Source organism: Pseudonocardia alni, from assembly GCF_002813375.1.
In the GTDB taxonomy this organism is placed as follows: Bacteria; Actinomycetota; Actinomycetes; order Mycobacteriales; family Pseudonocardiaceae; genus Pseudonocardia; species Pseudonocardia alni.
The window spans coordinates 5,215,394-5,227,986 of the sequence record NZ_PHUJ01000003.1; the positions used below are offsets into that span (position 1 = coordinate 5,215,394).

Here is a 12,593-nt window from a genome sequence, read left to right on the forward strand (position 1 = left end):
ACCGGCTCGTGGACCGGCGTCGACGCCGGGGCCGGTCCCGCGTGTCGGACCGGCCACGCCGGGGCTGCCGGGCGCCCTCGGTAGGCTCGGGGTCATGTCCGGAGCGACCGTGAACGACCCCATCGCTGAGCTCATCGCGTGCCGGGACTGCGGCCAGGACTGCCTGCTGCAGGTCGCGGACCTCTGCGCCGACTGCATCGCCCGGATCGGGACCGCCGCCGACGACGCCGACTACCGCGCCTGGCGGACGGAGAACGAGCGCCGCGTGGTCACCGGGGAGCTGACCGGCGCGATCTGACCGGCCGGTCGGCGGACCGCGCTCACTCCCCGGTCGGTGCCGCGGTCGCCGGTGCTGCCGGGTTCCCGGGAATCGACCGGAATGCGCGTGTCACCGGTCGTAGTCGATGGTCACCTCGTCGGTGGTGGGCCGGGACTGGCAGGTGAGGATCGCGCCGCAGGCCACCTCGTCGTCGGTGAGGGCGTAGTTCTGCTGCATGTGCACCGCGCCGGTGACGACCTGCGCGCGGCAGGTGCCGCAGATGCCGCCCGCGCACAGGTACGGGGCCTCGACCCCGGCCTCGAGTGCGGTCTCCAGCAGCGACGCGGTGCCCCGGCTCCGGGTGACGGTCTCCCGCCCGCCGCGGCGCACGGTGACCACGGCCGGACGGGTCGGGACGGCGTCGCCGTCGTCGCCGGAGGGGGCGACGAAGAACTCCCGGTGGACCCGGTCCGGGGTGACGCCGTGGGCGTCGAGGACGCCGACGAGCTCGTCGAGCATCGGCGGCGGCCCGCAGAGGAACCAGTCCGCGTCGTCCACCGGCAGCGTGGTGAGGTGCTCGGCGAACCGGTCCGCGCCGAGGCGGCCCGGGACGACGGTGCGCGTCGTGCCGTCCGGTGCGGACCCGTCGGCGGACCCGGCGGCACCGGACCGCGAGTGGTGGTGCACGACGGTGAGCCGCCCCCCGGAGCGGCGGACGAGTGCGTCGAGCTCGTCGGCGAACATCGTGTGCTCGGTGTCGCGGTTGGCGTAGAGCAGGACGGCGCGGCGGTCGGGGTCCTCGTCGAGGGCGGCGGTGAGGATCGCGATGACCGGGGTGATGCCGCTGCCCGCGGCGACCGCGGCGACGGTGCGGTCCCCGCGGGGGCCGGCGGGCAGGACGAACTGCCCCGAGGGCGGCGTGACTTCGAGGGTGTCGCCGACGGCGAGCGCGGAGCCCGCCCACGTCGAGAACCGTCCGCCGTCGACGCGGCGCACGGCGATGCGCAGCGCCGACCCGTCGGTGGAGCAGATCGAGTAGCTGCGCCGCACGAGCTCGCCGTCGATCCGCGCACCCACGGTGACATGGCGGCCGGGGCGGTGGGCGAACACGTCGCGCAGCTCGCCGGGCACCTCCAGGGTGACCGCGACCGCGTCCGGGGTGAGCCGGTCCACCGCGGTCACGCGCAGCGGGTGCGGGCGGGTCGGGAGGTCGGCGTCGCGGTCGGTGTGGGAGGTCAGCCGTCGCCACGCCCGGTACTCGGCGGGGGACAGGTCCGAGCCGAGGACCGTCGTGATCGGGACCGGGCGGTCGAGCCAGTCCGACATCGCCCGGCGCCACACGTCCTGGTAGCGGTAGAACGGGACGGTCGGGTGGATGTGGTGGACCAGGTGGTAGTTCTGGCCGAGCATCAGCGGGGTGACCAGGCGTTCCCAGCCGACCCGCATGCGGGTCGCGGCGAACCGGTCGGACCGGGCGGTCTCGCCGAGGTCGTGGTGGGGCAGCCAGTCGAACCACCAGGCGAGCAGCGCGATGCCCAGCCGCTGCGGGATCAGGTAGATCACCAGGAGCTCCCAGCCGTGGCCGGTCATGGCCGTCGCGACGAACGCGGAGACCACGACGAGGAACACCACGGCCTGCTCGACGAGCTCGGCCCGCGGTCTGCTCGGGATCCGGGGCAGGTAGAAGCGCACGTACCAGAGGTCGATGGTCATCCAGCGCAGCGGCCAGCTCCACGCCGGGCCCGACTCGGTCCACGCGTCGGGGTCGCGGGAGGTGTCCTCGTTGGTGTTGCGGTGGTGCTCGATGTGCAGGTAACGCAGCATCGGGAACGCGGCCCAGGCCACCACGAACAGCATCGACAGCCGGCCGAGCACCTCGTTGACCCACCGCAGGCGTCCGCCCGCGAGGTGGACGGTCTCGTGCAGCACCGTGAACATCGCGAACGTGACCAGGGCGTGCACCGGCACCGTGACCAGGTAGCGCCACGGGTCGGTCCCGGTCAGGACCAGGGCGGTCGCCCCCACCCAGGCCGCGAGCGAGCCCAGGAACAACGCCAGGGTCGGCAGTGCGACGACGGGGAGCGTGATCCCCGGGGTGGGTACGGGCCGCCCGGGGTCCGCGGGCCGGTCGCCGCCGGCTCCCTCGCGTGTGGTTCCCGCCGCCGTGCTCATGGCTGCCTCCTGACCGGACGGAGCGCGGTCGTCGTCGACCGCCCGTAGGAATAGTTGACAATCACGGGTTATCTGTCAACAGATCAGTCATCGGTGGTTGCTCTGTACAGTGCAGGCGTGGCGGGCTCGGGTGCGTTCCGGCGGGAGCGGCGGGAGGTTCTCCGCACGCGGCTCCTCGACGCCGCGCGGGACATCACGACGGAGTCGGGGTGGTCGTCGCTGACGATGAGCGCCGTCGCCGGGCGTGCGGGAATCAGCCGCCAGCACCTCTACAACGAGATCGGCACCAAGGCGGAGCTGGGCAGCGCACTGGTCGGCCGCGAGACCGACGGGTTCGTCGCGGTGATGTGCGAACAGATGCGCGCCCACCCCGCGGACGCCGTCGCCGGCGTGGTGGCCGCGGTCCGCGACGTGCTGGAGTACGGGGCGCGCAACGCGCTCCTGACGTCGATCCTCACCGTCGACGACGGCGTGGGGGAGAGCCTGCTCCCGCTGGTGACGGCCCGGCCCGACGTGGTGCGCGACCGGGCGGCGACGGCGCTGCTGCGCGAGATCTCCGCGCTCCACCCGGCCCTGGCCGGGGTCGTGGACCTGCCCCGGCTCGTCGACGGGGTGGTGCGGCTGGTGGTCAGCCACGCCACGTCACCGGGGGACTCCACCGAGCCGGCGGTCGCGCAGGCCGGGTGGCTGCTCCGCGGCTTCCTCGGCGGCGCCGCCGGGCCGGGCGGGACCGGGGTCAGCCCCGGCTGAGGACGTCGAACCCGGTCGTGACGACGCCGTCGCCGACGCAGCGCTGGATGTGCGGCCGCGCGACGCCGATCGCTGCGACGCCGGGCACCGAGCCGCCCGCACCGAGCAGTGCCCGCCCGGCGGCCCGCAGGACCGCTGCGCCCCCGCGCCGGTGCCCGTCGCGGGACGGGACCACCGACAGGCACACGCGCTGGCACACCGTGCCGTCGGCCGCGGCGCGCGGCGGCGACCAGGTCAGGGCGAGCACGTCCTCGGTCGCGCGGGCAGGCACGGCGTACGACCCGCCGATCCCCGGCAGCGCGACGACGCTCGCGAAGGTGACACCGGACCGGGTGAGGGCCGGGTCGCCGGCGAGAAGAAGCAGGGTCTGGTCGCGGGCGAACTCGGCGGGTCCGACGAGCTGCAGATCCGGCTGGATCATCGGGCCTCCGGGGACGGTCGACGCTGTGTCCCCGACGCTAGGACGCCCCACCTCAGCCCGCGGACAGCCCTGGGGAAGCCGACGGTAAAAACGGGCCGGGCTCAGCCGAGCAGGTGCTCGCCGAACCGGTCCCGGGCCGGGTGCCCGGAGGCGGTGAAGCCGTCGGCGTGGCCGCCGGGGCGCCCGTCACCGGGTCCGGGCGCCCCGGCGGGGCTCAGGCGTGGATGTCCGACGGGTGCGTGGCCAGCGGGGTCACCTGCATCGTCATGTACGGGAACAGCGGCAGGCCCCACAGGATCTCGTGGAGCTGCTCGTTGTCGCGCACCTCGAAGATCGAGAGGTTGGCGTACTCGCCGACGCAGCGCCAGATGCTCACCCACTCACCCGACCGCTGCCACTGCTGGGACCAGGCCTTCTCCCGGGCCAGCAGGTCGGCTTTGGCGTCGGGGTCCATGTCGGCGGGGAGGTCGACCTCCATCCGGACGGCGAAGCGGGCCATCAGGCGGGGTCCAGCGCGAAGTCGTAGGTGACCTCGTTGCCGGTGCCGCTCGCGGCCGGGCCGGGGTGCAGGACCAGCTCCGGCTTGACGGCCTGGGCGACGTCGTCGGCGACGTAGTCCCCGCCGTCGAAGTAGAGCTGGGTGGTGACGGGCTGCTTGCCGGGCGCGGACACCTTGAGGTGCAGGTGCGCGGGCCGCCACGGGTGCCAGCCCGCTGCGTCGATGAACGCGCCGGTCGAGCCGTCGGTCGGGATCTGGTACGGCGCGGGCTGCATGGTGTGGAACGCGAAGTGCCCGTCGGCGCCGGTGTGGACGACCGCGCGCAGGTTCCACTCGGGGATGCCGGGGGCGAACTGGGAGTAGTAGCCCTCGTCGTCGGCGTGCCAGAGATCGACCGTCGCGCCGGCGACCGGGGTGCCGTCGAGGTCGGTGACGGTGCCCTGGAACAGCAGCGGGGTGCCCTTCTCGTCGGGACGCATCGGCATCGCGGACCCGGACTCGATGACCGGGGCGCCCGGCACGTAGTACGGGCCCTCGATGGTGCCGACGGCGCCGCGGCGGTCGGCGTTGGCGACCTCCTCCACGACGTGCTCGACGAACACGTCGAGGAACAGCGGCCACTCGCCGTCGGCGCCGACCTGGATCAGCCACGCCTTGAGCGCGTCGTACTCGGCATAGGTCACCTCGTGCTTGCGGATGACCTCGTGCAGGGCCTGCAGGGTGTCGGTGGCGATGGCGGACACCCGGGCCGGGTCGGCGGCGGCGCCGGTGCGCTCCTTCTTCGCGAAGGTGGCGGTGGCGTTCGCGCCGGAGCCGGCGGCGGTGGCGGTCTCGGACATGTCTCTCTCCTGTGGTGGGGCGGTGCTCAGGTGTCGGTGCGGTAGTGGGCGAGCTTGTCGGGATCGACGTCGACGCCGATCCCGGGCCCGCCGGGGACGCGCAGCTCGCCGCCGCTGATCCGCAGCGGCTCGATGAGCAGGTCGTCGCTCATGTCGAGGTAGTTCGACAGCTCCCCGGCGCGGGCGCTGGTGTGGCGGTGCGCCGCGCCGAAGGCGACCGTGCAGGCGGTGCCGAGCTGACCGTCGACCTGATTGCCCATGACCACCTCGGTGCCGAGTCCCTCGCACAGGTGCAGCACCCGCTGCGAGCCGGTGAACCCGGTCCGCGCGGTCTTGATGCTGATCATGGTGGCGGCGCCGTCGAGCAGCTCGCGGGTCACCTCGCCGGGTCGGGTTGCGGACTCGTCGGCGACGGTCGGGACGGTGGTGCGGGCGGTGAGCCAGCGTCGCCCGAGCACCTGGTCGGCGGGCATGAGCTCCTCGGACAGGGTCAGGCCGAGGTCGGCCATCTCGTCCAGGGCCCGCGCCGCCTCCGACGCGGTCCAGCCGCGGTTGCCGTCGACGTAGAGCTCCACGTCGGGGCCCAGCGCCTCGCGCAGCGCCCGGCAGGCGCCGGTGTCCAGCGCGACGGGGCGGCGGCCGACCTTGACCTTGAAGGTGGTGACGCCGTGCTCGTCGCGCATCCGCTGCGCCTCGGCGACCATCACGTCGTCGGGGGCGAAGCCGACCATGTGCGAGACCCGCATCCGGTCGGTGTATCCGCCGAGCAGCTCGGAGACGCCGACGCCGAGCCGGCGCCCGATGACGTCCCAGACGGCCATGTCGATCGCGGCCTTCGCGGTGGGGTTGCCGATCGTGCGGTCCAGGACGGCGTGGATCCGTTCCCGCTCGAACACGCTCAGGCCCACGATCTCGGGGGCGAAGACGGTGTCGACCACCGCGCGGATGGAGGCCTGGGTCTCGCCGTAGGTGTAGGGGCGGGGCGGGGCCTCGGCGACGCCGACGACGCCGTCCTCGGCGTGCACCCGCACCAGCACGTGGTCGGCGGAGTGCACCTCGCCGGAGGCGAACCGCAGCGGTTTGCGGTAGGGCACGGCGAACGGGATCGCCTCGACGGCCACGATCTTCACTGCGGTCCTCCGGGGACGGTGGCGGGGCGGGGGTCCAGCTCGTGGGCGCGCTCGGCGAGCACGTCGAGCAGCCGGACGAGGGCGGGGGAGTCGTCGTCGGTGCGCCAGGCCAGGGCCAGGTCGACGCGCAGCTCGCGGTCCAGGTCGGCGTAGACGACGCCCTCGGTGCCCAGGGCGCGCACCGACTCGGGCAGCAACGCGACCCCGGCACCGGCGGCGACGTGGGTGAGCAGGATGGGGGTGTCGCGGGCCTCGGTGCGGCGCCGCGGGAGGAACCCGGAGTCCAGGCAGCCCTGGGTGGCGACCGAGTCGACCACCGACCCGGGGGCGCCGTAGGCGACGAAGTCGTCGCCGCGCAGCTCGGCCAGCGCGACCGTCCCGGCCCCGGCGAGCCGGTGCGTGGCCGGCAGCGCCGCGAGGAGCCGTTCCTGGGCGATCGGGCGGACCGACATCTCCGGACGCACCACCGGCGGGCGCAGCACGGCGAGGTCGATGCGGCGCTCGTCGAGCGCGTCCTCCTGGGCGGCGGTGAGGAGCCCGGGCAGGAACCGCAGCGAGACGCCCGGCATCCGGCGGGCGGCGACCCGGGCCAGCCGCGGCAGCAGCCGGTAGGCGGCGAGGTCGGTGGCACCCACGGTCACCACGCCCTCGGTACCCGCGGCGACCTGCTCGACGCGGCGGCGCGCGTCCTCGACACCGGCGAGGATCCGCCGCGCGTCCTCCAGCAGCGACGCCCCCGCCGGGGTCAGGTCGACCCGGCGGGTGGTGCGCTCGAACAGGGTGGCGCCGACCTGGCTCTCCAGCTGGCGGATGGCCTGGGAGAGCGGGGACTGGGCCATGTGCAGCCGCTCGGCGGCGCGGCCGAAGTGCCGCGTCTCCGCGACCGCCACGAAGTAGCGGAGCTGCCGCAGATCCATTCCCGTCACCTCCCTCGCATCCGGCGCGTCACCTGACGGTAGGCGCGCGACTCTGTAGACACAAAGACCGGAAAGGGTCCGATTCAGAGGTGGATCAGCTGAATCCCGGGTCAGGCCGGTACGGGCCGGGTGCCGGCCCGCGCGTCGACGCCGTGGATCCAGGTCAACCACGGGTCCAGCCCGGTCAGCCCCGCGTTGCGGGCGTCGGCCGCCGGGCCGTCGGGCAGGTGCAGCAGCCCGCTGGTGACCAGCGAGCTGCGCTGGATCGACCGGGTCCGCGCCCGGCGCAGCCGCTGGTAGCGGTCGAACACCGCGGTGTGGCCGCCGTCGAGCGCACCGGGGGCGGCGAGCAGGTCGGCGAGCACCGCCGCGTCCTCGATGGACTGGTTCGCGCCCTGACCGTGGTGCGGCAGCATCGTGTGCACGGCGTCGCCGAGCAGGACGACGCGGCCACGGGACCAGCGCGTCATCGGGGGGAGCGTGTACAGCGGCCAGCGCGGGGACTGCGGCACCGCCGTCAACATCTGCACGACGCCCGGGGACCAGCCGCCGAAGGCCCGCGCCAGGGTGCCGGGGGCGGTGTCGGTCGGCCCGGTCTCGCCCGTCCACGGGTCGGGGCCCTCCAGCACCGCGAAGAAGTTGATCTGCTCGGCGTGCGGGCCGATCGCGTAGTGCAGCACGTGCGCGTCCGGGCCCATCCAGAACTGGATCGCGCCCGGGTCGGGCAGCAGCGGGGCGTCGGCGACGTCGACGATCCCCCGGAAGGCCGACGTCCCGGTGTAGTGGGGGCGGGCCGCGGGGTCGACGACCGAGCGCACCCGGGAGTGCACCCCGTCCGCACCGACGACGACCGAGCCCCGGACGCGCTCCCCGGAGGCGAGGGTGACCGTCCCGTCCGGGTCGACCGCGGTCACCTCGCAGCCGAGCCGCACCATCCCGGCGGGGCAGGCGCCGGCGAGTACCCGCTGGAACTCGGCGCGGTGGATGCCCAGGTAGGGGGCGCCGAAGCGGCGCCGGTAGCTGCCGTCGGAGCCGACCGGGAAGGCGGTCACCCGCTCGTCGTCGCGCCAGCCGCGGTGGATGAGCTCGGTCGGCTGGGCGGACACCTTCTCCAACTCGCCCAGCAGTCCGAGCTCGTCCAGCGGGCGCAGCCCGTTCGCCGACAGCGCGACGGCGGCGCCGACCTCGCGCAGCTCGGCCGCCCGCTCGAGCACGGTGACCCGGACGCCGCGGGCGTGCAGCGAGAGGGCCAGCGAGAGGCCCCCGATCCCGGCACCGACGATCACCACTGATTCGTCCATGACTCTGATCCTGACACGGATACCGAGGGGGTATCTCTCCACGGATCGTCTCAGTCGGGACCCCTTTCGGCACGACCCGCACGGCCTCTTCTCCGGGCCCCGCCGGTCCGCCAGGCTCACCCGCCGGGGGCCGTTGCCCCGTTCCGACCTCGACGAGGAGTGAGCGATGTCCGAGACGTTCGTGCTGGTGACCGGTGCCTGGCACGGGGGCTGGGCCTGGCGCCCGGTCGCCGAGCGGCTGCGTGCGGCGGGGCACCGCGTGCTGACCCCCACCCTGCCGGGGCTGCACGACGGTGACGACCCGACCCGCTACCGGCTGTCCGACACCGTGGACGCGGTCGTCGACCTGATCGAGTCGCACGACCTGACCGACGTGACTCTCGTCGGGCACAGCTGGGGCGGCTACGTGATCACCGGTGCCGCGCACCGGGTCTCCCCCCGGCTGCGCAAGCTCGTCTACTGGAGCGCGTTCGTGCCCGCCGCGGGCCGCTCGCTCAACGACGAGGTGCCCCCGCAGTACCGGGAGCTGTTCGAGGGACAGGCCGCCGCCTCGGGCGACAACTCCGTGGCGCTGCCGTTCGAGGTGTGGCAGGGCGCATTCATGAACGACGCCGACGAGCCGGTCCAGCGCCTGGTGCACGAGCTCCTGGTGCCGCAGCCGCTGCAGTACTTCACCGAGACCGTGGAACCGATCGACCCGGCGACGTTCGGGGTGCCGGTGGCCTACGTGCTCTCGACCGAGGACGTCGCGCTGCCGCCCGGCGAGTACGGCTGGGATCGCTTCCCGCAGCGGCTCGGGGTCACCCCGGTCACCGTGCCGGGCAGCCACGAGGGCTGCTTCACCCGCCCCGACGCCCTGGCCGAGGCCCTGCTGAAGGCCTGAGTCGCGTCCTGACCCACCGGAGCGGGCCCCCGGGTGTCCCGGGGGCCCGTGCCCGTGCCCGTGCCCGTGCCCGTGCGGAGGGTCAGCCGGTCGGGGACTCCTGTGCGCCGTCACCGGGCGCCGGGTCCTGGCCGAGCTGGTTCGGCGGGAACCGCAGGGGCGGGAGCTCCTGCAGCGGCGCCTGCGGGGCGTTGCCCACCTCCGGCGGGAGCGGCGTGCCCTGCGCCGGGTTGCCGAGCGGCGCCAGCGGGTCGGCGGGCGCGAACGTCGCCGGCTTCGCCAGGCCACCGGAGTCGCTGCCGTCGAAGGTCTCGGTCCGGCCGCAGTCGTCGAGCATGACGGTCAGCGGGCCGTCGGTGTGCACGTCGAGGCGGGCGTCGCACCCGACGCCGGCGCGCTCCGGATCGACGGTCACGGTGCCGACCCCGGCCGATCGGATCTCCAGCACGTCCTCGGCGTCGGCGTCGACCGGCGCGTCGAGGTGGCGGAACTCCCGCAGGTACGGGTTGACCGGCGAGAACGTCCCGGAGAGGTCGCCGTCCGCGATCGCGCGCTTCTGGTTCCGGTAGGGCGCCTCGAAGGGCTGGGGGAACCTAAAGGCCGCGTCGGAGAACGCCGACGACGGCGCCGCCGGGGTGCGTCGCGTCGGCGGGGTCCCATGCGGAGTGCGGCACGCGGATCCCGACCTGGCGCCGCTCGACGTCGACGTGCACCTGTGGTGCGTCGGGGTGGGGCCGCCCGGTGGGCGCGTCGACGATGTCGCCCCCGCTGCCGTGCACCGTCACGAACAGCCGGGCCGGCATGACGGTGTTCGCGCCGTGCGGGGCCTCGCGCGGGGTGTCCGAGCCGCCGAGCGCGAGGGTCAGGCCGAGCAGCCCGGTGACGGGCGACGACGACTCATCGTTAGCCCGAATGGACTAGGATCGTCCGGATCTGGCACGGCCCGGCATGGTTCTCCTGGTGTAGAAAAAACGTGAGCTACCACGAGGAGCGGCCGTGCCGAAGCGGGTGGACCACGAGCAGCGCCGGGGCGAGATCGCCGACGCCGCCTGGCGGCTGATCGCCGAGCGCGGTCCGGACGCGGTCACGCTGCGGGAGGTCAGCGCGGCACTGGGGGTCGCACACGGGGCGCCGGCGCACTACTTCGCCGGCCGCGCCGCGATCGTGGAGTGCGCGTTCCGGCGGGCCCTCGACGACCTCGACGCCCGGGTGGCGCGGCGTGCGGCCGGGCTGTCCGGGGTGGCGGCGCTGCACATGTTCTGCGAGGAGGTCATCGCGCACACCGGGACGCCGTTCGCCCGGGTCGCGGCGTCCGGACCCGGGCCGGCCGCGGTCCTCGCGGAGGTGACCGCGCGGTGGCGGACCCGGCTGGCGGCCCGGATCGAGGAGGGCCGGCGGGCGGGCGGGATCGTCGCCCCGGCCCCCGACGGGGTGCTCGTGGAGCAGCTGCTGGCCCTGCTCCACGGGGTGCAGGCACTGGGCGAGCCGGGGTCCGGCGGAGCGGGGACGTCGCCGGGGTCGGGCGGATCGGGGGCCACGCCGGGGCCGGGCGGAGCGGGGGCGGCGCCGGGCGAGGTGGTCGCCGCGTTCCTCGCGGGGCTCGGCGGCGGCGCGGCCCGGGCCGGGACCGCCGGGCCGGGCGGGGACCCGCCGGCAGCCGGGGCGCGGTCACCGGGCCGGGAGGCGGTCGCACGGGGCGGGGCCGACAACAGCATGAGCAGCGTGGACGACAGCGGGAACGGCAGCGGGAACGGCGCGGACGGGTTCCTCGCCTTCACCGACGTCGCGCTCGCCCGCGCCGGCGATCGGCTCCCCGGTACCGACCGCGAGGCCATGGCGCTGGTGCTGAACCTGCACCGGATCGCCGGCTCCCTGGTCTACGACCTCGAGTCGACCGTGCACCGCCCCGCCGGATGGAGCTGGTCGGCGTTCCGGCTGCTGTTCACGCTGTGGGTCGCGGGCGGGCAGGAGGCGGGCCGGGCGGCGGAGCTGTGCGGGATGAGCCGGGCCGCGGTGTCCAGCCTGGCCAACACCCTCGCCGCCGGTGAGCTGGTCCGGCGCACGCCCGCCGCCGGGGACCGGCGGACCGTGCACCTGTCGCTGACCGACGCGGGGACCGACCGGCTGGTCGCCGCGTTCGGCACCCACAACCGCCGTGAGTCGGAGTGGGCGGCGCTGCTCGGCGCCGACGACCTCGCCGCCCTGAACACCCTGCTCGTCCGCCTCGCCCGGGCGGCGCACCGGGCGGACTGGATCAACCGGCGGACCTGAACCGCTCGGCGCGCGCCGCCGGATCGGCCCTGGCGCCGGGCGGCGCGGCCCTCTACGGTCCTGCACAAGTGATTCAACCTTTGATCGTCGGGGGTGCCCGGCCGGTCGGAGGTCCCGACGACGGGTCGCCGCGGTCGCCGCCCGTCTTCCGGCTCCGAGAGGACACCCGCCGTGGCCAAGCCCTTCGCCTCCTCCGCCGACACCGCCGCCAAGGAGCAGACCCTCGAGGTGCTCGCGGACGGCGTCTACGCCCTCACCGCCGAGGGCGACCCGAACATCGGCGCGATCGAGGGGGAGGACTTCGTCGTCTGCTTCGAGGCCCTCGCCACCCCGGTCGCCGCCCGGAAGTGGCTCGCGATGCTGCGCGAGCACACCGACAAGCCGGTCCGGTACCTCGTGCTGTCGCACTACCACGCGGTCCGGGTGCTGGGCGCGAGCGCGTTCGACGCGCAGACCGTCGTCGCGCACGAGACGACCGCGGCCCTGATCGCCGAGCGTGGCATGGAGGACTGGGCCTCGGAGTTCGCGCGGATGCCGCGGCTGGCCGAGGCCGCCGACTCCGTGCCCGGACTCACCTGGCCGACGCTCACCTTCGCCGACCGTCTCACCCTCGACCTGGGCGGTGACCGCGGCGAGCTGGTGCTGCAGTTCCACGGCCGCGGCCACACCGAGGGCGACATCACCGCCTGGCTGCCGCGGCACCGGATCCTGTTCGCCGGTGACCTCGTGGAGGCCCGGGCCGCGCTCTACACCGGTGACGCGTTCCACCGCGACTGGGCGGGCGACACCCTCGACCGGCTCGCCGCGCTCGGCACCGAGCAACTCGTCGGCGGGCGCGGCGCGGTCAGCCGCGGCCGCGCCGAGGTCGACGCCGCGATCGCCCAGACCCGCGGGTTCCTGCAGGTCATGATCCGGGAGGTCGGCGCGGTGCAGGGGCGCGGCGGCACGCTGAAGGAGGCGTTCGAGGCGACCCACGCCGCACTCGTCGACGACTACGGGCACTGGCCGATCTTCGAGCACTGTCTGCCGTTCGACGTCTCCCGGCTGTGGGACGAGCTGTCCGGTGTGGAGCGTCCGGTGATCTGGACCGCGGAACGCGACCAGGAGGTCTGGGCCCGGCTGCAGGGCTGAGGCACCGGCGAGGGGAGGGA

At 74.7% G+C, this 12,593-nt stretch carries 14 protein-coding genes; 5 read left to right on the plus strand and 9 right to left on the minus strand.

Annotated features, from left to right (window positions below):
* Window positions 1-94: 94 nt before the first annotated feature.
* Window positions 95-298, plus strand: a complete 204-nt coding sequence (locus ATL51_RS28485) for a hypothetical protein (protein WP_139282678.1) — start codon at window positions 95-97, stop codon at window positions 296-298.
* A gap of 90 nt (window positions 299-388) precedes the next feature.
* Here the strand turns inward: ATL51_RS28485 and ATL51_RS25670 are convergent, their stop codons facing one another.
* The gene (locus ATL51_RS25670; protein ID WP_100880195.1) at window positions 389-2,431 is read right to left on the minus strand and encodes a fatty acid desaturase; all 2,043 of its coding nucleotides are present in this window, start codon (window positions 2,429-2,431) and stop codon (window positions 389-391) included.
* Window positions 2,432-2,548: 117 nt separating this feature from the next.
* Between ATL51_RS25670 and ATL51_RS25675 the strand changes: the two genes are divergently transcribed.
* Window positions 2,549-3,181 (plus strand): TetR/AcrR family transcriptional regulator, encoded by a 633-nt coding sequence (locus ATL51_RS25675; protein WP_167410051.1) that lies wholly within the window; start codon window positions 2,549-2,551, stop codon window positions 3,179-3,181.
* Here the strand turns inward: ATL51_RS25675 and ATL51_RS25680 are convergent.
* The 6 genes from ATL51_RS25680 to ATL51_RS25705 form a co-directional block, all read right to left on the minus strand.
* Window positions 3,168-3,602 carry a hypothetical protein gene (locus tag ATL51_RS25680; RefSeq protein WP_100880197.1) on the minus strand — a complete coding sequence of 145 codons (435 nt, stop codon included), beginning with the start codon at window positions 3,600-3,602 and terminating at the stop codon, window positions 3,168-3,170. The genes ATL51_RS25675 and ATL51_RS25680 overlap by 14 nt on opposite strands.
* A gap of 214 nt (window positions 3,603-3,816) precedes the next feature.
* Window positions 3,817-4,101: a muconolactone Delta-isomerase family protein gene (locus tag ATL51_RS25685; RefSeq protein ID WP_073573973.1), complete on the minus strand. Its 285-nt coding sequence runs from the start codon at window positions 4,099-4,101 to the stop codon at window positions 3,817-3,819.
* Window positions 4,101-4,940 carry a catechol 1,2-dioxygenase gene (catA, locus tag ATL51_RS25690; protein ID WP_100880198.1) on the minus strand — a complete coding sequence of 280 codons (840 nt, stop codon included), beginning with the start codon at window positions 4,938-4,940 and terminating at the stop codon, window positions 4,101-4,103. Before catA ends, ATL51_RS25685 begins: the two co-directional genes overlap by 1 nt.
* Before the next feature lie 26 nt (window positions 4,941-4,966).
* Window positions 4,967-6,070 carry a mandelate racemase/muconate lactonizing enzyme family protein gene (locus ATL51_RS25695; RefSeq protein ID WP_100880199.1) on the minus strand — a complete coding sequence of 368 codons (1,104 nt, stop codon included), beginning with the start codon at window positions 6,068-6,070 and terminating at the stop codon, window positions 4,967-4,969.
* Window positions 6,067-6,987, minus strand: a complete 921-nt coding sequence (locus ATL51_RS25700) for a LysR family transcriptional regulator (protein ID WP_100880200.1) — start codon at window positions 6,985-6,987, stop codon at window positions 6,067-6,069. The genes ATL51_RS25695 and ATL51_RS25700 overlap by 4 nt, the downstream gene beginning before the upstream one ends.
* Window positions 6,988-7,097: 110 nt before the next feature.
* On the minus strand, window positions 7,098-8,288 hold the full coding sequence (locus ATL51_RS25705) for an FAD-dependent monooxygenase (RefSeq protein ID WP_301549191.1): 1,191 nt from the start codon (window positions 8,286-8,288) through the stop codon (window positions 7,098-7,100).
* Between the two features lie 166 nt (window positions 8,289-8,454).
* Between ATL51_RS25705 and ATL51_RS25710 the strand changes: the two genes are divergently transcribed.
* A complete protein-coding gene (locus ATL51_RS25710; protein ID WP_100880202.1) occupies window positions 8,455-9,171 on the plus strand; it encodes an alpha/beta fold hydrolase in 717 nt (238 codons plus the stop codon).
* Between the two features lie 82 nt (window positions 9,172-9,253).
* Here the strand turns inward: ATL51_RS25710 and ATL51_RS25715 are convergent, their stop codons facing one another.
* Both ATL51_RS25715 and ATL51_RS25720 read right to left on the minus strand, forming a co-directional pair.
* Window positions 9,254-9,586: a hypothetical protein gene (locus ATL51_RS25715; RefSeq protein WP_157818526.1), complete on the minus strand. Its 333-nt coding sequence runs from the start codon at window positions 9,584-9,586 to the stop codon at window positions 9,254-9,256.
* 178 nt (window positions 9,587-9,764) lie between these two features.
* Window positions 9,765-9,974 (minus strand): hypothetical protein, encoded by a 210-nt coding sequence (locus ATL51_RS25720; protein WP_100880204.1) that lies wholly within the window; start codon window positions 9,972-9,974, stop codon window positions 9,765-9,767.
* A 193-nt stretch (window positions 9,975-10,167) separates the two neighbouring features.
* On the opposite strand from ATL51_RS25720, the gene ATL51_RS25725 reads away from it, so the two are divergent.
* A complete protein-coding gene (locus tag ATL51_RS25725) occupies window positions 10,168-11,442 on the plus strand; it encodes a TetR family transcriptional regulator (protein ID WP_100880205.1) in 1,275 nt (424 codons plus the stop codon).
* A gap of 171 nt (window positions 11,443-11,613) precedes the next feature.
* A complete protein-coding gene (locus ATL51_RS25730; protein ID WP_100880206.1) occupies window positions 11,614-12,573 on the plus strand; it encodes an MBL fold metallo-hydrolase in 960 nt (319 codons plus the stop codon).
* The last annotated feature ends 20 nt before the right edge of the window (window positions 12,574-12,593 follow it).